Origin of the sequence: Bifidobacterium sp. SKU (assembly GCF_026016405.1) — a bacterium.
GTDB classification, from domain to species: domain Bacteria; phylum Actinomycetota; class Actinomycetes; order Actinomycetales; family Bifidobacteriaceae; genus Bifidobacterium; species Bifidobacterium bifidum.
The window spans coordinates 12,660-37,729 of record NZ_CP092890.1; the positions used below are offsets into that span (position 1 = coordinate 12,660).

The window sequence follows — 25,070 nt, forward strand, 5'->3', positions numbered from 1 at the left end:
CGTCCGGGGAACGTCGAAAGACACGAAACAAGCCTGCGGCAAATCATGCCACAGGCCCGTTTCTCAATGCCGGACCACGCCGGCTAAATCCGTGATCCGCGAAAACCCGCGAAAATCAGCGGTGGGTGGTGCCCTCATAGGTGTCGCTCCACGTCAGCGACGCCACGCCGTCGGCGATGGAAATCGGCATCTGTACGATCGGCGAGTTGCCGAGGTCATGCTCCTGCCAGCGGTCGCCGATGAACAGGAAGTGCTCGCTGTTGTACGGGTCGTCGTCCAGCGGCACCACGATATCGACCTGCGAATCGTAGGTCTTCGCACCTTCCGGCGCGAACAGCTTCCACTCGCTCCACGGGCCGTGCAGGTCGGTGGCGGTGGAGTACTTGTTGTCGTTGGTGTCCCAGCTGGTCAGTTGCGAGCCGAACCAGTAGTACAGGCCGTCCTTCTTGATGATGGTCGGCGATTCCAGGCCGTATGGGTAGTCGGTGGCACGCTCGCAGGCGACGTCCTCGACGATGGTGAGGTAGTCGTCGGCGAGACGGTAAATGTGCGTGCCATGGTCGCGGTCCTCGCTCATGATGTAGCCGCTGCCGTCCTCGTCCTGGAAGACGCCGATGTCACGGCTCAGGTAGCCGCGCCACGTGATGGTGGTCTGGAATGCGAACGGGCCGGTCGGCGCGTCGGCCACGGCGACGCCGATGTGCGCGTATCCGTAGTCGGGCGTTTCGGCATGAATATACATGACATATTTGCCGGTGGCGGGGCAATGCAGCACCTTCGGCCGCTCGCCGATACGGTCGGCGGCGAGGGCGGAGCCGTCTTCTTGCACATCAAGTACGATGCCGTGGCTGCGCCATGCGATGAAATCGGTGGTTGTATAACAGCACACGCCCTGGAACAAATTGCCGTTTACCTTGTTCTCGCCATATGCATACCAGGTGTCGCCGAATTTTTGCAGACCGATGCCGTGCAGCTGGGCAACGTCGCCCGAGGTGTCGTGAGGCAGAAAAGCTCCGAATCTATCAGCCATGATTTCCCCTTTCGTGATGATCTGCTGTTGATTATCTGTCGTGTCCGCAACTGCTTGTGACCGGTTACAGACTGAACCATTGTATCGTGAAAACCTTGCCGACATACGGAAGAATCGGAGTGCGCCCGGCGGTGGCGCTCCGGCAGCGGCCGCGTGGGGTCGTGCGTTGCAATATGAGGCTCTCAGAACTCGCAGATACAAGGGACTATTCGTTATTTTCGCCCTGTATCTGCGAGTTTTGAGAGCGTGGTTCTTCCTAGATCACGCCGATTGGCGCTCCGCGATGGTCGTCGGCAGCAGCTGCACGTAATGCGGCTCCACGATGTCGCCTTGCAGCATGGACAGCAACAGCCGCGACATCGTCTCGCCGTGCAGCTGCGAATCCTGCCGCACGGTGGTCAGCTTCGGGTTCGCCAGCAGGGCGATTGGCGAATCGTCGAATCCCGTGACCGCGATGTCGTCCGGCACCCGATACCCGAACCGGTTCAACTGGTTGATGACGCCCAGCGCGATGCTGTCGTTGGCGCACACGAATCCGTCCAGCTCGTCAAGCATGGGTTGGAACTCGACCACGGCCATTTCGCCGCTGGTGCCCTCCCAGTCGTCCGCGTAGTAGACGTGGCGCTCGTTGAACCGGTCACCCATAGCCGCCTTGAAGCCGTCGAAGCGGTTGTTCGACGATGGTGAGTATCCGGGGCCGCACACGTACACCAGCTTGGTCCTCCCCTGGTCGAGCAGGTAGCGCGTGATGTCGCGCTGCCCCTCGGTGTTGGTGAAGTCCACGGCCGGGAACGGCAGGTTCTCGCATTTGCTGACTTCCGAGAGGACCACCGGCCGCTTGACCGATGCGAACGTGTTGGCGAGCATGCTGTCCTCGCTCAGTGAGAACAGCAGGTACCCGTCCGAAAAGTCGCTTTGCACCAGCTGCGCGATGCGGCGCGTGGAGTCCTCGCTGTTGGCGATCAGCGTGACCATCTGGTAGCCCGCGTCGCCGAGGACCTGGTTGGCGCCGGCCATCGCCCTTGACATACTGGCCTGCGCGATGGTCTCGTTCGATTCGACCTGGATGATCAGCGCGACGGTGAGCGTGCGGCGTTGCGCGAGTGAGCGTGCGGCGTTGTTCGGCGTGTACTGTGATTTGGTGATGGCTGCTGCGATGCGTTCGGCTGCGTCCTGCGAGACGTGGGTGTTGCCGTTCAGATACCGGGAGACCGTTCCGTACGATACTCCCGCGAGACGGGCGACGTCGCGGATGGTCGGCTTTTTCGGTGCGTCGTCCATGGAATCCATGGCATCGGTGTTTGCTTCGTGTTGCTGGATATTCGCCGGTTGCTTATCGCTGTTCTGGTCTACCGGTGTTTCGTTGGAGCGTGCAGACGACTTCGTCCGAGTGTGGTTCGCCAGACGCCGGGTCGGTTTGCCGCTCGTTGATGCTACCTTGTTCGGCGCGTGAATAGTTGCTGACATCATTGTTCCTTTACGTGTGCGGCCGTCGTCGGACGACCGCGTACAGGTTCGAGTATACGCAGATGATGTAAACGGTCACAAGGGGTGTCTGTCGTTGTGCCGGCCGTGGCATGCGGAGCCTCTCCGCAGTCGCGGTCCGCCGCCCGACCGCCGTGTGGCTCGCCATCCGTGGCTCGCCTGTGTCGACGCATTCCGACATGGCCGCGCAATCTGTTGTATTTCGCGTTCGCGTTCGGATAATGCGGGGCATAGTCGTCCTGTCGGTTCCCGCGACGCGAGTACATTGAAATCATGACTGATCCGCTGCATATCCAACTCGCCGCGCGCCCCACCGTGGACGACTGGCAGCCCGACTGCGTAATGGACGGCTACCAGCAGGCGACGATCCATCTCGGCCATGATGACGAAGGCGATATCGTCGCCACATTCGTGCGCCGGGACCCCTCGAAGCTGCCCATGAGCGCGCGATGGAGGCGTCAGCGGTTCGCGCTGCGCGGGCACCGGCTCGCGGTGATGTACGTGCACGGGTGGAACGACTATTTCTACCGCCGTCACGAATCCGAGTTCTGGGAATCGCTCGGCATTCCCTTCTACGCCGTCGACCTGCGCAAGTTCGGGCGGTCGTTGCGGGATGGCCAGACCCCTGGATATATCGAGGATCTGCACGATTATGCGGCGGAATTCAACGCCCTACGCGACCTGGTCGTCGCCGAGCAGGGCGAGCAGGTGCGCATCCTGCTGGTCGCCCATTCGCAGGGCGGGCTGAGCTCGGTGCTGTGGCTGAATTCGCAGCGGCCGCATCACGTCGAGGCGGTCGCGCTGGACTCGCCTTGGCTGGAATTGCAAGGCAACCGCATGTTCCGTATACTGTCGACGCCCGTGGTTCAGGCGTTCCAGCTGGGCGGCGGCAAAACGGTGATGCCGATGCGCGATCCGGGGTTCTACGGCCGCTGCATCGATTGCGAGACCGGCGGCGACTGGGATTATCTGCGCCATCCGCTGGTGGACCCGCAGCGTTTCTTTCCTCGCGCCGGGTGGATGCGGGCGATCTACAATGCGCAGGCCGAGGTGTCGCGCCGGCTCGACATCCGCATTCCCGTGCTGGTGTGCACGTCCGACCGGACCATGCTGCAGCCCACATGGGATGAGGCGATGCGCGAGGCGGATTCCGTGCTGGACATCACGGCGATTCGCCAGGCGGCGCTCAACCTCGGCGATGTGGTGACGCTGGCGACGATTCGCGGCGGCCTGCATGATCTGAGCCTGTCGCGGCCGGCCGCGCGGCGTAGGTATTTCAGGATCGTGGCCGACTGGGCCTCTCTGATGGCGTGGCGGAGGGTGATTCCGCCTGCGCATCTGCGCACCGCGTTGGACGCAGTCGCGGCGGCCGGCAGTCATGTCGGTGGCGTGAATCCCGATGTCGGCCCCGACGCAAAATCCTGAGGTCCCGCAACGGCTCGCGGCCGGCGTCCAGCTGCGAGCCTGCGCAGGTCACGCCGACTGCCGCACCACCAGCTCGGTCGGCAACATCACCGTACGCGGCGAGTCGATGCCGTGAATCTTTTTGATGACGATGTCGGCCATCACCTTGCCGCGCATCTCCATGTGCTGATCGACAGTGGTGATCTGCGGGTTCGACTCCCTCAGCATCCGCGCGCCGTGGCTGGCGGTAAAAAGCCATTTCTGCCATTGGATTTCCTTATGGCGGTTTGGGTTAGATGACGGGCAGCCCCTTGCTACAATGAGAGGGCTTATAAATCCGTTTGTTTTAAGCAAACCCCGAGCTTACTTCCACCGTAATCGCCACGCTCGGCGGCTTCGCCCCAACGGTCAAACTCGGCATCACTAATCACAACACACTTCCTACTTTCATTTCACAACGCCGATAATATCGGCTGAACATTAATATTTCCGTGGACTAACCACGCCATAAAGACGCGCCTAGCCGGTAAGCCTGTTGATCTGGCGAAGCCGTTCGCTGCGGCCGGCAAGGTCACGGTGACGGTGGCGCTCAAGGGCACGGACTTCGCGAAGTCCTTCGAGGTGACTGTCAAGTCCGCCGACAAGACAGCTCTGAACGAGGTGATCGCGGAGGCCGGCAAGCTCGCCGAGCCGGATTACAAGTCCGGCTCGGACGAGTTCGAGGCCGCCCTCGACGCTGCGAAGAAGGTCGCCGCCGACGAAGGCGCGACTCCCGCCCAGGTGGCTGACGCGCTTGCCGAGCCGCAGAAGCCGGCGGTCAAGCCGAGCCCGAACGGCAAGGTGGATGCCACCGAGCCGAGCGGCCTGAGCAAGACGGGTGCCTCGACGATGGCGTTCGCCTGTGTTTTGTCAAGTTGTTATAGGCCAGTGTGGCGTGAGTTTTCCTTCCGAAAAAGCGGTAGGTTTTAGTCCAGTTCGGAACTGGCCTGTCATTGCTCGTGTTTTATTGTTTCATTGCATAAGAGCATGAGTCCTGCGATAGGACTCGCCCTCGAACCTGAGCATCCTGCCGTGATGCACGGTCCGGTCGATGATCGCCGCGGCCATGTTCGGATCCCCGAACACCCGGCCCCACCCGCTGAACTCGATGTTCGTGGTGTAAACGATGGATTGCATCTCGTACGCGTTGGTGATGACCTGGAACAACAACCGGCTGCCTTCCTCGTCGATCGGCACGTAGCCCAACTCGTCGATGATCAACAGGCGGGCCTTGCCGATGGACGCGATTTCCCTGTCGAGTTTGCCTTCCGTGCTGGCGTGCAACAAGCGCATGACCAGGCCAGCGGCGGTGAAGAACCGTACCGTCATGCCTTCCAGGCAGGCCTTCCTTCCCAACGCCATCGCCAGATGGGTTTTGCCCGTGCCGGGAGGTCCGAACATGACCACATCCTCCGGACGGCTCGCGAACTCCAATGATTCAAGCGACCGCCTGCCCCAATCCACCGGAAAACGAATGTTCTCCCAGTCATAGCCGTCCAATGTCTTGACGGCCGGGAAACCGGCCTGCTTGAGCAGCCGGGATCGTTTCGATCGTTCCCTGGACTCGATCTCCGCGTTCATCCATTGGTCCATGAACTCCATTTGCGACGGGGTCGCGGTTTCGAGCTGGTCGGCGAGCACTTGCCTGGTCAACGGCAGTCGGCGCGCCAATCGCATGATCGTTTCCATTTTCCTGTTCGTGGACGCGCGGCGTCGGGTGGCGTCCGGCGCGGGGTTCTGGATCCGGCTCATCGGTCCTTCCCTCCTTCCCGCTCCTTGAGCGTATCGCCATCGCCTGTTTTCATGAAGTCGTCGTACACGCTCAGGTCGGGCGCGGGAACATCGGCCGGCGCCTCGCCGGACGCTATCCGTCTGGCCATGATGCTCAGGGCTGCCTCGTCGATCGGTCTGCCCTGGCCGATGATGTGTTCCGCGGCTTTGCAGGCCACGTCGAAACCGCAAGCGGCACCCACGCGCTCCAACAAGCGGAACGTGGCCTTGCGCCGGGCGGAGTCCTGCGCGTCGATCAGGGTTCTCAGGCCCTCGGGAAAATCACCGCGCACGGGTGATTCGCCCCACGCGCGTGGCTTGCGCGCCAATGCCGGCAGCAGCGACGACGGGCTACGCACCGTACCGGCCTGCTCGCCATAAGCCCTGGGCAGCGAGGCCACCTTGCGGCCGTCGCGGGTACGGATCTCCACGTCGAACGCGCGCAATCCCACCAATAGCGGCCAGCTACGCCAGGCCGGGCCCGCGAGGTAACGATACGAACCGACCTGTATGACACCTTCCTTGTCGGCGCGCCGTTCCTGCCAATCGACCGCGTCGAAGCGCACGCGCGGCAATGGCCGCATGCCCGCCCGGTCCTCTTCGAACAAGTCGTTCACGCTTTCATCAGCCCGGTAATGCTTGTCGTTGCCGAGTTCGTCACACCGCGACAGCAGATGCTTGCTTAACTGCGCATAGGACTCGACGTTCAACAACGGGACCATGAGGTTGCGGCGCAGGAACCCGACCGCGTTCTCCACGCTGCCTTTCTCCCAACCGCTCCTGGGATTGCAGAACCTGGCCTCGATCCGGTAATGCTCCAGGAACAACTGGAAGAGCCCGACGATCGTGATCTTGTCCCAAGCGGTCCGGTGCGCGGCCCCTGTGGCGTTATCCATCACCAACACCATCGGAACCAGGCCGATATGCTCGAAGATCTCGACCAATCCCTCGCACACGCATTGCGCGTTCTCGCCAGGCAACGCGACCACGTAACGCTTGTTCGAATACGGAAACGACGCCACCAGGCAATGCACCTTGGTTTTCACGCCCGCCAGCACCACCACGGCCTCGCCGAAATCGACCTGCATGACCCCGGGCCGCCATTCCAGCTCCATGAACCCGTCACAGGCGGGACGATGTTCTTGACGCCATTGCTTCACGTAACGCTGCACCGCGGAATACGAGCCGGTGAACCCTTTCTCCGTGACGAGTCTGTCGTACACGCGTTTGGCGGTATGGCGCTGCTTGCGGGGCATGAACCGGTCCGCTTGCAACCACTCGTCGATCACGGGCGTGAACCCGTCGAGTTTCCTCGGCCGCGTGGTCGATGGTTTGGGTTTGGGCGAGCAATCCTCCATCAAGGCGTATTTCCTGACCGTGTCCCTGGACACGTTCAAATCACGGGCGATGGCTCGCCATGGCGTTCCCTGCTGGTCAAGGAGCCTGATACGTTGTTGAACCGACACCGGTATGGTCATTCCTTTCCTTTCCCGAGAACCGTCAATGGTTGTTTTTTCAACTCGGGAAACTAATCGATAACGACAGACCGGTGTCACTTGTTTTCCATCAACGATGAAATGGACTAATTCCTACCGCTCTTTCGGACTAAAAACCAAACGCTCAACCGGTCTTAAAACCATTGAACATAAACATTCGCCGTGGCCGCGGTCCTGCTGCTGGCCGCCGGTGCCGGCGTGGTGCTGCTGCGCCGCCGCGCCGAGTAAGGCGAGAGCCGCCTTCCCGGCCGTATTTTTCGTTGTTGCGGGAATCGCGCTCTCAAAACTCGCAGATACGGGCCGTTTTTGTTGGATTTAGCCTTGTATCTGCGAGTTTTGAGAGCGCGGGGTTGGTGGCATCCCGTGCCTCATCCCGTAAAGGTCCCGTTTCTGGCCTGCGGGATGGGACTTTCTCCGGATGCGGGGGCAATCGACATGATGGCGACCCGGTGATCGCGCGCCGCCACCGTTGGCGGGGAGCTGTCGCGAAGCGACTGGGGTGGCCAAACCTGCTGCAGGATACAGAAGGTCCGCCGAAACCAATGCGAATACTGGTTTCGGCGGGCCTTCGCGCTATCCGCGAATGCGCGCCAAACGTTACGCGCCTACGCGATCACAGGATGCCCTGCGCGACCATGGCGTTGGCGACCTTGACGAAGCCGGCGGCGTTGGCGCCGAGCATCAGGTCACCCTCGTGGCCGTACTCCTTGGCGGCGGCCAGGGAGTCGGCGACGATGGTCTCCATGATGTTCTTGAGCTTGGCGTCGACCTCTTCGAAGGACCACGACAGACGGTAGCTGTTCTGGCTCATCTCCAGGCCGGAAACGGCGACGCCACCGGCGTTCGCCGCCTTGGCGGGGCCGTACAGTAGACCGTTCTTCTGGTAGACCTCGATGGCCTCCGGGGTGGACGGCATGTTCGCGCCTTCGACGACGACCTTGCAGCCGTTCTTCACCAGAGCTTCGGCGGACTCGCCGTTGACTTCGTTCTGGGTGGCGCACGGCAACGCGATGTCACACGGCACGGTCCACACGCCGGAGCAACCCTCGTGGTACTCGGCGGACGGCACGCGCTCGGCGTACTCCTTGATGCGGCCGCGCTCGACTTCCTTGATCTGTTTGACCACGGCCACGTCGATGCCGTTCGGATCGTAGACATAGCCGTTGGAGTCGGAGACGGTGACGACCTTGGCGCCCAGCTCCTCGGCCTTCTGCACGGCGTAGATCGCCACGTTGCCGGAGCCGGAGACCACGACGGTCTTGCCCTCGAAGGAGTCGTTCTTCAGCACGCGCAGGGCTTCCTGGGTGTAGTAGCACACGCCGTAGCCGGTGGCCTCGGTGCGGGCGAGCGAGCCGCCGAACTCCAGACCCTTGCCGGTCAGGACGCCGGAGTACTCGTCGCGGATGCGCTTGTACTGGCCGAACAGGTAGCCGATCTCGCGGCCACCCACGTTGATGTCGCCGGCGGGAACGTCGGTGAACTGGCCGATGTGGCGGCACAGCTCGGTCATGAACGCCTGGCAGAAACGCATCACTTCAGCGTCGGAACGGCCCTTCGGGTTGAAGTCGGAGCCGCCCTTGCCGCCGCCCATGGGCAGCGTGGTCAGAGAGTTCTTGAGGATCTGCTCGAAGCCGAGGAACTTGATGACGCCCTCGTTGACGGTCGGGTGGAAGCGCAGGCCGCCCTTGTACGGTCCGATGGCGGAGTTGAACTGCACGCGGTAACCACGGTTCACCTGCACCTTGCCCTCATCATCGGTCCAGGCCACGCGGAACTTCACCACGCGCTCCGGCTCGACGATGCGCTCCAGCACGCCTGCCTTCTCGTACTCCGGGTGCTTCTCGACTACCGGCTGGATGGTCTCGAACACCTCGCGTACAGCCTGAAGGAACTCCGGCTGGTCGCCGTCGCGCTGTTCGACCTGAGCGTAGACGCGCTTCACGTACTCGTCAGTGAGCATAATTCTCCCCTTAATGGTTGGGTTATCAATAAGACGGTTTTATTGTAGGTGCGGTGTCAAGGGGCGACAAGAAATTGCTCAGGATGTGGCGCGGATGTGTGCGTCAGCTGAGCTGCAGCGTTTCGGCGACTTCGTCGACGATGCGGTGCATGGCCTGGCGCGCGTTGTCCGGACTGCTCTGCCAGATCGCTTGGGCGACGGCGTCGTGTGCGTCGAGGGCTTCCGGCTTGGGCTTTTGCGGGTACATGTGCAGTTCGACGCGTCCGGAGAGCACGGTGGCGATGATGGTGGATAGGGAAGCGAACATTTCGTTGCCACTGTTGCGCAAGATCAGTGAGTGGAATTCGATGTCGAGCTTGTGGAATTCGTCGAGCCTGCCGTTCTCGCCGGTGTGCCGGAGCTCCGCTGCGAGCAGGGGGAGCCGCGATTTCACGTCGATCGGCGCGTATCGGTCGGCCGAGGTCGCTGCGGCCGGCTCGATGGCGAGGTGCAGTTCGGTGAGGGTGCGCAGCTGCTCCTTACGGTGTGTGGAGTGCAGCTTCCAATGGATGACCTGGGTGCTGAGCGCGTCCCACTCCTCGACCGGTTGGGAGACGAGCCCGATGCGTCGACGGACGGTGACGACTTTGGCTGTTTCGAGGCTTTTCGCGACTTCGCGTGCCACGGTTCGCGAGACGTCGAACCGGCGCTGGAACTCGGCGTCCCCACGCCGTCCACCGCGGCGGCGCTTTACTCCCGGCAGGCTTCGCGCGGCGACGCCGACGACATCCTGCGTGTGGTCTCCACGATGCGCGCCCAATTCGGCGGCCACGTGACCCGTGCCTGAAGCGGGGCGGCCGCGGAATGCCACGAGAATGATGCGATAGTCTGGGAGGTGACGATGCGCGGGTTGCAATCCGCGCATCCGGGCGCGGACACGAGCCTGCGCCCGCAAATCCTCTCACCATAGGAGGCGTCATGATTGATGGTTTCAAGAAGTTCATTTCCCGCGGCAATATGATTGACATGGCGGTCGGCGTCGTCATGGGCGGTGCGGTCACCGCCGTCGTCAATGCGATCGTCAACCATCTCATCAATCCGCTGATCGCCATGATCTTCGGCAAGCCGAACATGGACGGTCTGCTTGCGTTCACGTTCAACGGGGCGACCGTGTCGGTCGGTGCGATTCTGGGCGCATTGCTCAATTTCCTCATCATCGCCGTCGCCGTCTACTTCTTCATCCTGGTGCCGATCAACAAGTTCCGTGACATGTCCGATGCGCTGCTGGCGAAGGCGAAGCTCAAGGAAAGTGAGGCCGAGGACGCCGACGAAGTCAAGGAACCCGAGCCCACCGCCGAGCAGCAGACAATCGCGCTGCTCACCGAAATCCGCGACCAACTGGCCAAAGCCTAACTAGAACTCGCACCACCGCTGGCGGGGCTATCGGCGAGCCGACTGGGCGCCGGCAATCGCATGCTCCTAGTCGGCGAACTCGCTGTTTTCCGGGGATAATGCGTCACGCTGCGCGGGTACCGTCACCGTGTGCGGGGGCGCACAGCGTGACGGCATTCCGGAACCATTGCAATCACTGGATTCTTGAAGAATGCGTCACCGTGTGCGGGCGCGCACGGTGACGGTACCCGCACAGCGTGACGCTCTGATGTCGCGAATCGCACCTGATTCCGTTCTCATAGGCGGCGCGCACTTAGGGACGCAACAACGGGTTATGTGCCCCGCGGCCAGGGGTGGCCGACCATGCGACCTTCGACCGCGGGGCACGCGCTCCGTCAGCTCCGCTTACGACGGAATGTGGCGATGAGACCGCCTCCGATGGCGAGCATTGCGGTACAGGTCAGCGCGACCAGGACGCTGACACCAGTATGCGACAACTTTGTTTTGCCGTTGTCTGCCTGTTGCCCATTTGTCTTGTCATCCGGCTTCTGGTGGGCTGCTTGATCCGTCTTCTCGTCTGGTGCCGGCTTGGGTGCAGGTTCCGGCGTGGGCTCGGGGCCCGGCGAGGGATCAGGCTCAGGCTCCGGAGTCTCCCCGCCTTCCTTCGCCTGCACGACGACCGTAAAGGTCTTGGAGGTAGTGGCTCCCTGACTGTCGGTGACGGTGATAGTGACGTGATAGGTTCCCGGAGTATCGGGATCCACATCATCGGCGGTCACATTCGCCGCAGCGAGCGGCATGTCGCCATCCTCCGCGTCGTGCGCGGTCACGCCGTCAAGCGGATCAAAAGCGTCGCCGACCGTAATGGTCCGGTCACTGGCGGTGATGACGGGTGCCGCATTGATCGTTCCGGCAGCACGCGGCCGAATCTTCAGCGTCGTCAACGAATGCGGCGTGACGGTGACCGTCGGCGTCGCCGCATCGAACGTGACGCTGCTGTCAACGGGAGTCACATTATCTTGGTTTTCCAACGTGTTCTCTGCGTTGATTGCTGCGTCCATGGTCTGCACATCCGCGACTCGGCCAGACAGATCCTGCCCGAAATTCAACTTCAGCGTGCGTCCGAGCGCGCGATCCAGATTGACGATGATCACGCGCAGATTGCCATCATCATCCTTGGAAACCAAAGCTGACAGAGCCGTTGCGCCATTGCCCAACGTGGGCGTCGAGCCGAGCGTCGAAGTCAGCACGCTGTCGCCGATGCCATTGCCGAGCATCTGCAGGGCATACGCGCTCGGCGTCAGGAAGAACCCAAACCGCCCCTCGCCCGTCACCGTGCTTGCGCCGTCTTCCGGCACGGCCTGAATAACCGCCTGCTGGGTCGGGCCGAGCGAGTCGGCGCCGCTGCTGTACCAGTCGATCAGGCAGTGCTTCTGAATATAGGGGCTGCCAAGCCGAACATATTCCAGCGCGACCTTGGCGATGTACAGCGCGTGCGATTGCGACCGGACCAGCGCGCTGGTATCGCGGAAAATGCCGTATTCGCTGATGACCGGCACCTTGCCTGCCGGCATGAGTCTCACATACTCCTTGACGCGGTTGACGCCCGCCGTCTCGGCCTTCTTCATCGCGTCGTCGTACCATGCGCCCGCGGTGGCTCCCGTGGGGGTGCCGGAATAAGGGTGGATGGTCATGCCGTCGTACCACTGGTTCGCGTTCAGGTTCGCCATGCGGGTGATGAACCCTGTGGACTCGTAGCTGGTGTACACGTTCGCCGTGTGCCGTGTGCCGTCCGTGCGCTGTTCGGCCGTGTTGATCTGGTCGGTGGTGTTCTTGATGGCCTTCGATATCTTGACGAACCCGTCGCGGTCAACGGTGTAGCTGACATAAACCTGCTGTCCTTTGGCCGGAATCGCACCATGCACGCCGTCTCCGAACCTCAGCGCGCCCGTGCTGTAATCGACCTGCACGACTTTGTCGCCGGCACCGGCGGTCTCCAAGTCGTCCACGATGCGCCACTGTTCGTTCGACTGATCGTTGCCGACCCATACGCTGACGCTGCCCTTGTTGACGGCCACGAACGACGGGTCGTCGACGATCGCGCCATTGTCGCCGTTCATTTTCGGGTTGACGTTGGCGTAGCGCATGTAACGGGTCAGACCGGCCTTGCCGTCGCTGACCGACGCTGCCTTGTTCCAATCCTCCAGGCTCACGGCGTACTGCTTGGTGAAGCTCGCTGTGCCGCCCTCCGTGTACGCCTGCTCGCTGCCGCCGCTCACCGCGGTGGTCCAGTAGCCCTGCGAGGCGGTGCCGTCGGAGTTGGCCCACGCCTGGTTCATTTCGTTGCCGATTTCGAAATAGCGCACGTTGTACGGCTGCGGGTGTCCGTTGTCTGCGCGCACCTTCGCCCAGTCGATGCCGCCGTTGGGATTGGTGCCGACCTGCGCGTTCAGATATTCGATCAGATCCGCCGCGTCCTGTGCGTTGCCGCGGCCGAGGCTGTACACATAGACGATTTCTGAATCGACCTCGTCCGCGAACGTCGCGATTTCACCGATGCCGAAATTCGGTTCGATGCCGCCCTGACCGGGGTTGTTGTAGAAGCCGTGCATCTGCTTGAGCCGTTGGGCGCGCGGACCGATGGTGGTCTTCCAGTTGAACAGGTTGGAAATCGTGCCTCCGGGGTAGCGAATCGAGCCGAATCCGACCTGCTTGTACAGTGCGGTGAAGTCGTCTTTCACACGCATCGTATCGGGGTCGAAACTGCCGTACCCGTTGAAGGCGTACCGATGATTGACGCCGAAGATGGAAGCGCTGTCGACCGTGCGCTCCACGGTGCTGGGGTCGGCCGTGAGCGTGATCGGTACATGCGCCTGATACGCGGTGATGGCCGTCTGGAGCGCCGTGCCCGCGGCATTCATCGCCGTCATCCGCGCGGCGGCGCTGCCGGAGGTGTTGTTCATGGCGTTGACCGCGTTGCGTTTTGCCGTGGCGAGTGCTTGCGCCTGCGCCGACGCGGCGTCGACCTCTCCCGCGGCCAGCAGCGCGTCGGCCTGCGAGACCAGTGTGCCGAGTTGTTTTCTGACAAGGGCCGTGCCCTGCTCGGCGTAAATCGCAGCTGCCTGGTCGTCGGTGAGCGTGGCATCATATACGCGGATGTCGTCCACGTCGCCCTTCATCGAATGCGGGTCCATGGTGCCGATGTTCTTGTGCGAGCCGACCAGCAGCGCGGTGACGGCGTTGACGGCCGAGGTTCCCATGTTCTTTTCGCTGTCGAGCGCGCCGTTGACATAGAACTTGACCTTGTGGCTCGTCTGGTCGAAGGAAACGGCGATATGCTGCCATCCGCCGCGTGCCACCGTATTGTTGCTGAGAACGTCGGTCGCGTTGACATACGTGTGGTACTGGTTGGACGGGCGCAGCGTAAGCAGGGAGCGGCCGGCGCCATCCTGCTGCAACAGCACCGCAGGCTTGTCGCCTGTCGGGTCGAGCGTCGTATCGTACCGGTACCACATCGCGAATGACGCGTTGCCGGCTCCGGTGTTGACGTACTGGTTGATTTTCATGTAGCTGGACGCGCCCGCGCCGAAGTGCAGTACGTTGCCGAATACGCCGGCGGGGTCGGCGATGATGGAGATGTCGTCGCCGATGAGTTGGGCCGTTGCGCTGCTGGAGCCGCCGTTGTTGGCCGCTTCGCGGTCGCCGGCCGCGGTGTTCTCGAAGTTCCATGCGCCTCGAAGGTTTGCGGACGCGGTGGTTGCTGGTGCGGTGGCGTCGGCGTCGGCCGCATAGGCTGCGGCTCCCGGCGACAGCGCCATCGCTGCTGTGGCGATGGCCGCCATGATTGAGCGCCAGAGCTTGCCGCTCCGACGGTGTGATGTGATATGCGTCATTACATGCTCTCTGCTTCTGTTTCGGGGATCACTGCCATGTGATCATTGGGGTGAGCCTTGCCTCTGTGTGAAGGTCTGCTCAATTCTATCAATGCGATTCCGTGATGCAAGTAATGGCGGGGCGCTGAACCGGTGAGAGCCGGCTCTGTGCCATCCGCGTGCCATTAGCCCTGACGATTTTGGCTGATTCGAGATGGAAACGAGCAGAAAGTGCAAATAGAAAAACCCTCAGAATCAGCTTGATTCCAAGGGTTCTGAGAGTGGAGCTAGCCGGGTTCGAACCGGCGACCCTCTGCTTGCAAAGCAGATGCGCTACCAGCTGCGCTATAGCCCCGTGATTCCGCCGTTGCGGCGTTGTCAGTGAGAAAAAAAGAGCGGCTGAAGTAGCCGCTGCAATTTTCCTGTGGGCCCGGGAGGACTTGAACCTCCGACCTCATCCTTATCAGGGATGCGCTCTAACCACCTGAGCTACGGGCCCGATCCATACACTTCAAAAGCGCACGATGAACTAGAATACCAGAATTGCCGTATGTGTCAAATCCAGTCGGTTTTTTGTGGCTTTCGGCGTGTCGTTCTCGTCGTTGTGTGTCTTCACATGGCTTCCTGCGCCGACAATCGCGGGTGCGCCGACAATCGCGGGTGCGCCGATAAGGGACATGGGTTACTGTAGGTGATGGCTATGGTGATGTCTGGCGCATCGGCGGCCAGACCGACTTCCTGCGACGAAAGGGTGTACAGTGCAGTATCGATACTGTTGTGGCGATGAAGACATGTCATTCGATCTCATTCCGGAACCGCAATCCGTGACATTGAACGGGGATGCCGCCGATTCGGATGATGCCGGAGCTCCGGTACCCGTCGCGTTGCCGCTCGTAGGCCGCATCTCGGAAGATCGCGACATCGATGACATCGCCGGCGTTTTCCCGACCCAGCTTGCCGATGATATCGAAGCGGCGACGGGCCTGCGCTGGGACATCGCCAGCGATGTCATGGTGGCCGGACTGCCCGCGCCAAATGCCGCGATTGCGCACCCGGTTCCGCCACACGCTTCATGCTGGAAGTCGTTCATCACACTGAGACTCGACCCCTCATCCCTGGAGCCGCAGGAATACCGCCTGACCATCGCACGCTCCGGCATAGACGTCGTCGGCGGCGATACGGAAGGCGTGCGCAACGGCGTGCAGACCCTTCGCCAGATCATCCGTCAGTGCGCGCCGGCGCTGCCTCGACTCGTCATCGCGGACAAACCGGCGTACAAGGTCCGCGGCTACTATCTCGACGCCACGCGCGGCCGCGTCCCCACGCTCGACTGGCTGAAAACATGGGCCGACCGGCTGTGCCTGTACAAGTACAACCAGCTTCAGCTATACATCGAGCACACGTTCATGTTCGACGATCTGAGCGAGACTTGGCGCGGCACCAGCCCGCTCAAGCCCGCCGACATCATCACGTTCGACGAATACTGCGCGCGGCTCGGCATCGAGCTGGTGCCGTCGGTCTCGACTTTCGGACACCAGTACATGGCGATGCGCACGCGCGAGCTGCGCCATCTCGGCGAGTTTCCCGAGGACGCCGACCGTCGGTACGGTTTCGTGGAGCGGCAGCGTCACCACACGCTCAACATCACCGAACCGGAGTCCCTCGCGTTCTCGTTCAAGCTGATCGATGCTTACATGCAGCTGTTCCGCACACGCAAGTTCAACATCTGCGGCGATGAGACGTTCGATTTGGGTCGCGGCCGTTCCAAGCCCGAAGCCGAACGCCGCGGCGTGGCCACGATGTACGCCGACTTCGTATCGCAGCTGTGCCGTCACTTGTCTGAGCGTGGCCGCGAGCCGATGTTCTGGGGCGACATCGCTGTGGAGATGCCGCAGATTCTCGGCCTGTTGCCGGATAACGTCACGCTGCTCAACTGGCTGTACGCGCCGGGCATCGGTGAAGACAAGGTACGCCTCGTCGCGCAGGCCGGGGCCCCGCAGTACGTGTGCTCGGCGGTATGGTGCTGGAATGCGCTGCTGCCGCGCCTCGACGACTCGTGGAACAACATCTCCCGACTCGCGCGCTACGGCGTGAAGTACGGTGCGGTCGGGTACCTGGTGACCGACTGGGGTGATTACGGGCATGTCAACGACCCGCGCATGGCGGTTTCCGGCATGATATTCGGCGCGCAGTGCGCGTGGAATCCGATGGCTCATATCCAGGGTGAGGCCGGGTGCGGCGACGGCGAAGAAGGCTCTGCTGCCGGTTATGCCGATGCCGCTGCCGATGCCGTCCGCGAGAACAAGGCCGCCGCGGACGGGGATTCCCCGGCGCCGCTCCCGTTGAGCTCGGAGAGCGACGATTACACCGGTGGCGCGGCCGACGCGATTGCGGGCGCGCCGGCCGGCGGCGATGGGTCGTGTGCCGAGATGTGCCGTCGCGTGGCCGAGGTCGAATATGGCGACCGTTCGGGCGGCATAGTCGAGGCACTGCGAGATGCCGCCTGTCGTGTGGCGTTCGGCTGGGATGACATGGTCTGGTACTGCGAGCTGGATGAAGGCGACGGACGGATGAATCGCGATGCCGCATCGGCGATGCATCTCGGCGTGCATGGGTTCAGCGGGGAATATGGGCGGGAGTGGGATGCCCGACTGCTGGGCAGTACCGATCTTGATGAGGCTCGGCGCACGATGCTGCAAGGGCTGTCGCCGCATATCGTCCGCGCGGCCGAGGCGAACGAGGCGCTGCTGTGCGACGCCATGCGACTCGGCGCCGCCGCCGGCCGCGCATCGCGTTTGGGTGCGGCTCGGCGTGATGTGCCGGCTATGCTGGCCGCCATCGAGGGGCAGCGCTGGTTCAACTTGGTCGGCTTGTGCCTTGCGCGGCGGCATGACGTCATCACGGTCGATGCCGGCGATATCGCCCGCGCGTCGGCCGGGTTGATCGAACCGGACGCAGGCTCTTCCGCAGGGCCGGAAGCCGTGCAGGATGTCTCGATTCGAGTGGCACGTGGTCTGGAGCGCTGGTTCGAGACCTACTGCGACTTGTGGCGTTCTGTCAGCGCGGAATCGGAATTGGCCCGCATCGCCTCCATCGTGTGGCGCTGTGCCGACGCCCTGCGTTCATAAGCCCAAGCGCACATCAGAGGCGGGGCGTCGCGCGGTAGTGGCATGAGCCGGTCGTTGTTGCCGTGCCGGCGCTCGCTGGCTGAGACGGCGCGAACATGCGATCCATGCCGGGTCTCATATGTGAGATCCGGCATTTCGTTGTGCCGCAAGGCGTCGCCGCCTCGTGCAGTGGCGTTTTTCAGGTCCTGACAGGCGAGCTTGCCGGGTATTTGCGCTTCAAGGGGGTGATTTTCGGTCGTTGGAACATCTATCTGCATCTCAAGGGGTTGCGGCACAGAGGCATCCGAGGTATATGAGCCATTCACTTATTGGAATGACGCGGTTCTAGCAGTGTTCCTACTTGGTTACCAACCCCTTGAAACGTAGATAGATGTTCGGGAAGTCGAAATCACCCCTTCGGAATGCAGATAGCCGTGTAATCCACGCCTTTCGCGCAATATTCGTGCCGCTCAGGGCACCGACATCGAGTTTTCAGCTCTCGTCGTCGGGCAGCGCCATGTCGCTGGAGCCGAATCGCGGCCCGCTGGTCGATTCGCGTTGCACTAGCTGCGGCGGATACGCGGTGTGCGCCGGAAGCCAGTGTTTGCTGCTGGCACTGACGCTGATGAGTCGCAGCGCTTCATGGGCGATGAGCCGGCACGGCGGGAGAATCGACGAGAGCGGCGGGTCGGCGATGGCCGCCGCGGGGGAGTCGCCCGACCCAATGACCTTGACCTCGTCCGGCACGCGGATTCCCAGTTGGTTCAGCGCCATCAGCGCTCCGATCGCCACATCGTCGGTGGCGCAGATGAGCGCGTTCGGGCGGTTGCCCTTGTCCCCGAACAGTCTCATAACGTCGTGATACCCGCGCTTCGCGGAATTGTCGCCGAACGTGGTCCAACCCGGTTCGGTCATCAGGTTCATGACCCTCGTTGACGTCTGCAACGTGGCGAACAGCTCGGCGGCGCTGTCGGAGTTGACGTTGCCGCTGAGGAATGCGATGGAGTTGGCGTTGTACTCTGCAAGGTGCGAAAGCATCAGCTTCATGGAGGCGCTTTCGTCGACGCCAACCCAGTTCACGTGGAAGGACGTGGAGTGGCCGAACGCCTGAACCAGCGAGGTCATGCCGACGTAGTCATCCAGGAACGCTGCGGTATTGGCGTCTTGCGGCGGCATGACCACCAGCCCGTCGACCCGGCGGGCGAGCATGGCTTCGATGCGTTCCGTCTGGGTTCGCTGGTCGTCGCCGAGGCCCAGCAGCAGCTGGCGTCCCGAGCGGTTGACTTCGGGCTCCAACTCCGCGAGCAGTCGGGCTACCAGAGGGTCGGTCGGGCCGGGCATGATGAGGCCGATGGTATTGGTCGTGTCGCTGCGCAGTGCGCTGGCGGCGGAGTTGGCCTGATAGTTGAGCTGTTCCGCCGCGTCCCGCACGCGTTTCGCGATGTTGTCGTCTTTGGTGCGGCGCCCTGAAAGAACGCGGGAGACAGTGGCTTTGGATACGCGCGCCAATGCGGCGACGTCGGTGATGGAACTCGTTGAGCTCATCGTTCATCACCTCGGATTGTCTGCTTCGATTACTTCTGCCGGGCACCGCGTCGCTGCCCGTTGTATATAGGATACATGAACGCACATTGCGCTCATTGGTCGCCGCGATGCCGTATGGGCGTGATTATTGCCAATGTTTCCAGTGGACAGACGTAATGGTTTCTGTATAGATCATACCATTTCATTACATAATTGAGAAATCGGTTTCCGGGTTTACTAAGCGGATTTTATGGTGTATAGTGACGGATGAAAGAAACGATTTGCTCGCGATGGTGTCAGCAAATCACCAACCCATCCAGCGGTGGATGGCTCAGCACGGAGGAGATGCTATGGTCGCCGATATTGACGGGTTCCTGCCGGACAGCGCGTTTCTGCTCGACGTTCCCGCCACCGATTGGAAAGATGCCATCCGGCTTGCCGGCAAAGGACTGGTGGCGGCTGGTTTCACCACCGACGCGTATACGGATCAGATGATCGAGACGGTCGAGAAAATGGGCCCGTACATCGTCATCGCCCCGGGTCTCGCGCTCGCGCACTCCCGCCCGTCCGAGGCCGTGCTGAAGACCGGCCTGAGCTGGGTGCGCCTGTCCACGCCGGTGAAGTTCGGCAACAAGGCCAACGACCCGGTATCGCTGGTCATCGGTCTGGCCGGTCATGACGAGAACGAGCACATCACCGTGATGTCCGCTATCGCCTCGTCCCTGATCAATCCCAAGAAGACCGCGGCGCTCGCCGCGGCCCCCACGCCGGAAGCCATCCGCGACATCCTGCATCAATAGCAGGGCGGCGCAACCCGGGCCGGGCCGCCGGCGAGCGGCACACCCACACTTCCATGACTGAATCCAATAACTGAAACCCAATGGCTGCGCGGCAGTCATTCCAACGAAAGAAACGAGGGAATCATGAACATCCTCTGCGTATGCGGCAACGGCATCGGCACATCGGTGCTGTTGAAGGTCAATGTCGAATCGGTCGCGGCCGACCTTGGCGTCGATGTCAATGTCACCACCTCCGATGCGGGCAGCGCCAAGGGCACCGCCAACATGAACGATCTGGTGCTCACCTCCGCCGAGCTCGCGCCCGAGCTGGAAGGCACCACCACGCCCGTCGAAGTCATCACGAACTTCATGGACACCGACGAGATTAAGTCGGTGCTGGAGAAGTACGCCGACTGAGCCGCTCCCCGTTACGGCCTGCGTGAGATGCCGGCCAGAAACCATAACAAGAAAAGAAGGAATCCATGAACGTTGTCGTTCAAGTGCTGAATTTCATCAGCCAGGAAATACTGAATGTGCCGGCGTATCTGATTGGCATCATCGCGGCCATCGGCCTGATCGCACTGAAGCGCAGCGCCGGGCAGGTCGTGTCGGGCGCCCTGAAGGCGGCCATGGGCTACCTGATCCTGGGTGCCGGCGCTACCGTCGTCACCTCGGCTTTGGCCCCGTTCGGCGACCTGGTGCTCAAGTCCACCGGCGCGCACGGCGTCGTGCCCACCAATGAGGTCATCACCGCGCAGGCGTCCAGCCAGTACGGCGCCTCCTCGGCGTACATCATCGTGCTCAGCTTCATCGTGATGCTGCTGCTCGCGCGGTTCACCCCGCTGAAATACATCTTCCTGACCGGCCACCACATGGTGTTCATGTCCACCATGCTGGCCGTGGTGCTGTCCGTGGGATTCGGCACGGACCACCAGCTGCTCATCGTGATCATCGGCGCCATCCTCATGGGCGTGATCATGGTGGTCATGCCGGCGTTCGCGCAGCCGTTCATGAACAGGGTGACCGGTAGCGACAAGCTGTCGATCGGCCACTTCAACACCCTCGGCTACATTGTCTCCGGTGCTGTCGGCGCCGGCGTGGGCAAGAAGTCGAAGTCCACTGAAGACATCAACTTCCCGAAGGGCCTGAGCTTCCTGCGTGACTCCATGGTCTCCACCACGCTGCTCATGGTCGTGCTGTACCTGGTCTTCTCCGTGTGGGCCGCCATCGTGCTGCCGGCCAAGGAAGCGTTCAAGATCTTCTCCACCAACCCCGACAACTACGGTTCGTTCTTCATGGCCGCGTTCGCGCAGGCCCTGCAGTTCGGCATCGGCGTGAGCATCATCCTCTACGGTGTTCGTATCATCCTCGGTGAACTCGTCCCCGCCTTCCAGGGCATTGCGAACAAGGTCGTGCCCGGCGCCCGCCCGGCGCTGGACATCCCGATCGTGTTCCCGTACGGCGCCAATGCTTCACTGATCGGCTTCCTCGGCTCCTTCGTCGGTGGCCTGGTGGCTCTGGCGATCATCGCCGTGTGGCTCGGCCCGGTCTGGGGTGTCGCGCTGATCCTGCCCGGTATGGTGCCTCACTTCTTCGATGGTGGTGGTGCTGGTGTGTTCGGCAACGCCACGGGTGGTCGTATCGGTGCCGTTGTCGGCTCGTTCATCAACGGCCTGCTGATTACCTTCCTGCCGGCCGCGCTGATGACCGTGATGGGCAGCTTCGGTCTGGCCAACTCCACCTTCGGTGACGCCGACTTCTGCTGGTTCGGTACGATTACCGGCAACATGGCTCACCTCGGTCCTGTCGGTGGCGCCATCTGCCTGCTGATCTTTGCCGCGGTGCTCTTCGCCGCCGCGTGGATCTGGCAGGTCAAGGTCGTCAACACCGGCTGGACTCCGGGTGCCAAGCACGCCGAGTACATCGAGCAGGTGAAGGCCGAGGAGAAGGCCGCCAAGGCCGCTGCTCGCGCCGCCAAGAAGGCCGCTGCGGAAGCGTGATACTGTTCCGCCGCCGCTGAGCGATTATGCGGGAGCGTGAGGGTGCGAGTGCCCTCGCGCTCCCGTTTTTGTGTGTGGGAAGGTGTGAGATCGCGGGTGGTTTCGCGGAGTGCGCAGTATTGTGCTCCCGCTAGCGGGAGCTGTTGAGCGCAGCGAGACTGAGGGTGGTTCTGTGCAGTGGCTGGTCAGACCACCCCCAGTCGCTGCGCGGCGGCCCCCGCCAGCGGGGGCGTTGTATTCCTTGCCTCATGCTGACTGGGGGCAGCGTCTGCGACAATGGCTCGTATGCCATTGCCCAATCAGCGTCGTCATGCCCGAAAAGCACCCGCGTCCGCCTCAACCGCCGCCGCGTCGACCGTGCTTGAGGTGGACGGCCTGCAATTGCATGTGACGCGCAAGCGCATCAAGAACCTCTATCTGCGTATCAAGCCGCCTCTGGGAACCGTCGAGGTGTCGGCGCCGATGCGCATGAGCCAGCGTCAGATCATTGGTTTCGCTCATGAACGGCACTCGTGGATCGTGCAACAGCAGCGGCGTATGGCCGAGGCCCGACGGATGTCATTGCGGCAGGCCGAGACGTTGACGCCCCTCCCCAGCGCTCCCGCCGGTGATGGAGAGCATGCCGGTGTCGATGGCCGCCGGGGCGGCGATCAGCCGCAGCTCCCCATGTTCGACCGTTCGGCCATGTGGACCGATGAGCGCAAACATGCCGCCGCGGCCGCGATCGATGCCGCGCTTCCGGGGCTGTTGCGCAAGTGGGCGCCCATCGTCGGGCGTTCGCCGAGCCATGTCACCTTGCGGGTCATGACGTCGCGCTGGGGGTCATGCACGCCGAAAACCGGGCGTATCCGGCTGAATCTTCAGCTTGGTCTGATGGAGCCTCGATTTTTGGAGTACGTTCTCGTCCATGAAATGACCCATCTGTGGGCCAATGGTCACGGGGCTGATTTTCAGCGGCGGATGAGCGCTTATCTGCCGAGCTGGCGTGAGCTGCGCCGTGAACTCAACAAGCGCGTACTGCTGTGAAACATATCGTGAAACATGCCGGCCGACATGTCGCGGCAGCAAGACAAATGATGGCGGCGGCTCAGCATTGCCACTGAACCGTCGCCATCATTGATGTGCATCTTTTGCGTCAGACCATGCCGGTGTGCATGGGAGCGGGCATTCACCCGCCATGCATGCTGCCTGCTGTCTGCCGCGATCTATCGCGTCACGCCAGATGCGAACGCATGAACCACTGGAACTTCTCAAGCTCCTGCACGTGGTCCTGGATGATGTTGGAGCTGATCACGTCCAGCTCGTCCAGCTCGGCGATGGCCTTGCGGTCATCGGCGATGAACGCGTCGTAATACTCGATCAGGGCCTCAAGGTACTTCTCGGTGCCGGCGCGACCGTCGACGTCGAACGGCTTCCAGGTGCGGTTGCGGGTGATGGCATCGGCGCGGCCGTCAGGCGTGCCGCCCAGCGTGGCGATGCGTTCGGCGGTCTCATCGGCCTGCGCGAGCACTGCCTCGACCTCAGGGTCGAGCATCTCGTGCACGGCGATGAAGTTCGGCCCGGTCACGTTCCAGTGAGCGTGCTTCAGGACCAGCGCGGCCTCCTGCTCCTGGCTCAGTCGGTTCTGCAGAATGGCAATGGCCTTCTCGGAGGCGGCTTCGTCCAGTCCCGGCACAACGAATGCAAGTGTCATATTCGTTCCTTCCTTCTGGGATATCAGTCACCCTCCAGTTTATCGATGAAGCCTGCGCGATGTGTCAGCCGCCAGCATAGTTATCGCTCACAGTGAGCGACGTAACAGAAACGTAGGTTGATGTTCATCAGCGGTACAGGTCGGGTGGAATCAGTGTGCCACACAATGCGATTTCGGGCCGTTTTTACGCTGGTGTGGCACGGACTGGGCTGAGAGATGGGACATGCGGTGGTGCGACTGGGCAAGGCATGTGCAGCGGGGTAACACGAAACACGGCAGACGGCGTGACTGGACGTAGCTGCACATTCAGCAGGTACAATACGGCAGGTCAATTCGCGTCAGTCAACGCGGTCAGTCGCCACTCGCCGTCATCCGCGTCGGTGCCGGCGGACACACTGGAGTAAACAGCCGGACCCCGCGGCGAAAAGGAGCGTGCAGATATGGTCGATTCGCGTCGCGATGTGGCTGGCCAGGCCGGCCGGAGCCCCAGCCCATCCGTGCAGGCTACCATGATTGGTCTGATGGCGATTCTGCTGTGGAGTCTGATGACCGGGCTGGTTCGCGTGGTCGCCGATGCGTTCGGCGCGACGCTGGGATCGGCGTTGATATACACCTGCGGCGCGGTGTTGCTGCTGGTTTTTCGCCGGCCAGCACCGTTGCGCAAGTATCCGCGAACGTATCTGATCGTCGGCGGCCTGCTGTTCGTGTTCTATGAGTCGTCGATTTCCTTGTCGATCGGGCTGGCGTCTTCGGCGGCCTCATCGGTGGAGGTCAGTCTGGTGAACTACCTGTGGCCTACAATGATGGTGTTGCTGGCGGCGGCATTCGTACCGAGCGGCGAGAAGCGTTCGGTGCGGAACGAGGGGATAGGACGGGAACCCGCAGCGCCCAGCGACGCGCAGGCTCAAGATGACTCGGTCCAGTGCGGCACAAACTGCAGCGCAGGCAAGCCGCCCCGCCATTCTCGTGGCCGCGCTGTGCTCCGCGTATTGCCTGGCGCTGTCGTCGCCACCGCCGGCGTGATACTGGCGGTCGGCGGCAACAGCGGCTTGGACTGGGCGCTCGCCGCAGGGCATGTCGCGGCGAATCCACTGCCGTATCTGCTGGCATTTGCGGGTGCGCTTGCATGGTCGGTGTATGCGGTGTTCACGCCCGCGCTGTCCAAGGGATTCGACGGTACGTCCGTATTCTTCCCCTTTGTGGCCGTGGCGCTGTGGATCATCCACTTCGCTTCCGGCCAAGGTTGGCCGTCTGCCGCGCCGTCAGTTTGGGGCTACTTGGCTGTGGTGGCGGCCGCGGCGGTCATCGCTGGCGGATACGCCTGCTGGGGCTATGGAATCTTGCGCGGCAGCATGAGCACGCTTGCGATGGCCTCTTACGCCACGCCCGTGCTGTCCACGGCAGCCAGCGCGGTATTGCTGGGGTTGTCTTTGACGTTGCCGTTCTGGTGCGGCGCTCTGCTGGTCGCAGCCGGTTCGATCATCAACTGGTGGATTTCCTCGCAGCGCCGATGATCGGCAATGGCCGGCGACCTCCCGCC

General features: G+C 62.3%; 19 protein-coding genes and 2 tRNA genes. 9 read left to right on the forward strand and 12 right to left on the reverse strand.

Annotation, left to right across the window (positions count from 1 at the left end; all coding sequences use genetic code 11):
• Window positions 1-115: 115 nt before the first annotated feature.
• Both MMB49_RS00055 and MMB49_RS00060 read right to left on the reverse strand, forming a co-directional pair.
• The gene (locus tag MMB49_RS00055; RefSeq protein ID WP_003815945.1) at window positions 116-1,030 is read right to left on the reverse strand and encodes a family 43 glycosylhydrolase; all 915 of its coding nucleotides are present in this window, start codon (window positions 1,028-1,030) and stop codon (window positions 116-118) included.
• A 261-nt stretch (window positions 1,031-1,291) separates the two neighbouring features.
• Window positions 1,292-2,320 carry a LacI family DNA-binding transcriptional regulator gene (locus tag MMB49_RS00060; protein ID WP_047297648.1) on the reverse strand — a complete coding sequence of 343 codons (1,029 nt, stop codon included), beginning with the start codon at window positions 2,318-2,320 and terminating at the stop codon, window positions 1,292-1,294.
• Window positions 2,321-2,788: 468 nt separating this feature from the next.
• Between MMB49_RS00060 and MMB49_RS00065 the strand changes: the two genes are divergently transcribed.
• Window positions 2,789-3,940, forward strand: coding sequence for an alpha/beta hydrolase (locus MMB49_RS00065; protein WP_003819405.1), 1,152 nt, complete (start codon window positions 2,789-2,791; stop codon window positions 3,938-3,940).
• Between the two features lie 48 nt (window positions 3,941-3,988).
• Here MMB49_RS00065 and MMB49_RS00070 read toward each other — a convergent pair whose 3' ends face one another.
• Window positions 3,989-4,147 carry a substrate-binding domain-containing protein gene (locus tag MMB49_RS00070; protein WP_003822210.1) on the reverse strand — a complete coding sequence of 53 codons (159 nt, stop codon included), beginning with the start codon at window positions 4,145-4,147 and terminating at the stop codon, window positions 3,989-3,991.
• A 348-nt stretch (window positions 4,148-4,495) separates the two neighbouring features.
• On the opposite strand from MMB49_RS00070, the gene MMB49_RS00075 reads away from it, so the two are divergent.
• On the forward strand, window positions 4,496-4,888 hold the full coding sequence (locus MMB49_RS00075; RefSeq protein ID WP_229941024.1) for an LPTX anchor: 393 nt from the start codon (window positions 4,496-4,498) through the stop codon (window positions 4,886-4,888).
• Window positions 4,889-4,930: 42 nt separating this feature from the next.
• Here MMB49_RS00075 and istB read toward each other — a convergent pair whose 3' ends face one another.
• From istB to MMB49_RS00095, 4 genes are all read right to left on the reverse strand, one after another.
• The gene (gene istB, locus MMB49_RS00080) at window positions 4,931-5,710 is read right to left on the reverse strand and encodes an IS21-like element helper ATPase IstB (RefSeq protein ID WP_015439062.1); all 780 of its coding nucleotides are present in this window, start codon (window positions 5,708-5,710) and stop codon (window positions 4,931-4,933) included.
• Entirely contained in the window at window positions 5,707-7,206 is a 1,500-nt protein-coding gene (gene istA, locus MMB49_RS00085; RefSeq protein ID WP_047271245.1) for an IS21 family transposase, read from the reverse strand. The genes istB and istA overlap by 4 nt, the downstream gene beginning before the upstream one ends.
• A 631-nt stretch (window positions 7,207-7,837) precedes the next feature.
• Window positions 7,838-9,184, reverse strand: a complete 1,347-nt coding sequence (gdhA, locus tag MMB49_RS00090) for an NADP-specific glutamate dehydrogenase (protein WP_003815054.1) — start codon at window positions 9,182-9,184, stop codon at window positions 7,838-7,840.
• Between the two features lie 103 nt (window positions 9,185-9,287).
• Window positions 9,288-9,995, reverse strand: a complete 708-nt coding sequence (locus MMB49_RS00095; protein WP_047271195.1) for a FadR/GntR family transcriptional regulator — start codon at window positions 9,993-9,995, stop codon at window positions 9,288-9,290.
• 146 nt (window positions 9,996-10,141) lie between these two features.
• Here MMB49_RS00095 and mscL point away from each other — a divergent pair, with 146 nt between their 5' ends.
• A complete protein-coding gene (mscL, locus tag MMB49_RS00100; protein WP_013362847.1) occupies window positions 10,142-10,576 on the forward strand; it encodes a large conductance mechanosensitive channel protein MscL in 435 nt (144 codons plus the stop codon).
• A 374-nt stretch (window positions 10,577-10,950) separates the two neighbouring features.
• Here mscL and MMB49_RS00105 read toward each other — a convergent pair whose 3' ends face one another.
• The 3 genes from MMB49_RS00105 to MMB49_RS00115 form a co-directional block, all read right to left on the reverse strand.
• The gene (locus MMB49_RS00105) at window positions 10,951-14,397 is read right to left on the reverse strand and encodes a LamG-like jellyroll fold domain-containing protein (RefSeq protein ID WP_229941025.1); all 3,447 of its coding nucleotides are present in this window, start codon (window positions 14,395-14,397) and stop codon (window positions 10,951-10,953) included.
• A 312-nt stretch (window positions 14,398-14,709) separates the two neighbouring features.
• Window positions 14,710-14,782 (reverse strand) — tRNA-Ala (locus tag MMB49_RS00110).
• Between the two features lie 70 nt (window positions 14,783-14,852).
• Window positions 14,853-14,926: transfer RNA gene (locus tag MMB49_RS00115), tRNA-Ile, on the reverse strand.
• A gap of 292 nt (window positions 14,927-15,218) precedes the next feature.
• Between MMB49_RS00115 and MMB49_RS00120 the strand changes: the two genes are divergently transcribed.
• Complete coding sequence (locus MMB49_RS00120; protein ID WP_047271200.1) at window positions 15,219-17,555, forward strand: beta-N-acetylhexosaminidase; 2,337 nt, start codon at window positions 15,219-15,221, stop codon at window positions 17,553-17,555.
• Window positions 17,556-18,026: 471 nt separating this feature from the next.
• On the opposite strand, the gene MMB49_RS00125 is transcribed toward MMB49_RS00120, so the two are convergent.
• Window positions 18,027-19,079, reverse strand: a complete 1,053-nt coding sequence (locus MMB49_RS00125; protein ID WP_047271202.1) for a LacI family DNA-binding transcriptional regulator — start codon at window positions 19,077-19,079, stop codon at window positions 18,027-18,029.
• 329 nt (window positions 19,080-19,408) lie between these two features.
• On the opposite strand from MMB49_RS00125, the gene MMB49_RS00130 reads away from it, so the two are divergent.
• From MMB49_RS00130 to MMB49_RS00145, 4 genes are all read left to right on the forward strand, one after another.
• Window positions 19,409-19,858 (forward strand): PTS sugar transporter subunit IIA, encoded by a 450-nt coding sequence (locus MMB49_RS00130; RefSeq protein WP_047271203.1) that lies wholly within the window; start codon window positions 19,409-19,411, stop codon window positions 19,856-19,858.
• 123 nt (window positions 19,859-19,981) lie between these two features.
• Entirely contained in the window at window positions 19,982-20,254 is a 273-nt protein-coding gene (locus tag MMB49_RS00135) for a PTS sugar transporter subunit IIB (RefSeq protein ID WP_003817396.1), read from the forward strand.
• Between the two features lie 65 nt (window positions 20,255-20,319).
• Window positions 20,320-21,837 (forward strand): PTS ascorbate transporter subunit IIC, encoded by a 1,518-nt coding sequence (locus MMB49_RS00140; protein WP_013389335.1) that lies wholly within the window; start codon window positions 20,320-20,322, stop codon window positions 21,835-21,837.
• 285 nt (window positions 21,838-22,122) lie between these two features.
• Entirely contained in the window at window positions 22,123-22,863 is a 741-nt protein-coding gene (locus MMB49_RS00145; protein WP_013389336.1) for a SprT family zinc-dependent metalloprotease, read from the forward strand.
• Between the two features lie 187 nt (window positions 22,864-23,050).
• Here the strand turns inward: MMB49_RS00145 and MMB49_RS00150 are convergent, their stop codons facing one another.
• Entirely contained in the window at window positions 23,051-23,530 is a 480-nt protein-coding gene (locus MMB49_RS00150; RefSeq protein WP_003815072.1) for a Dps family protein, read from the reverse strand.
• Between the two features lie 440 nt (window positions 23,531-23,970).
• Between MMB49_RS00150 and MMB49_RS00155 the strand changes: the two genes are divergently transcribed.
• Window positions 23,971-25,044 (forward strand): drug/metabolite transporter permease, encoded by a 1,074-nt coding sequence (locus MMB49_RS00155; protein WP_047271205.1) that lies wholly within the window; start codon window positions 23,971-23,973, stop codon window positions 25,042-25,044.
• Window positions 25,045-25,070 lie beyond the last annotated feature (26 nt).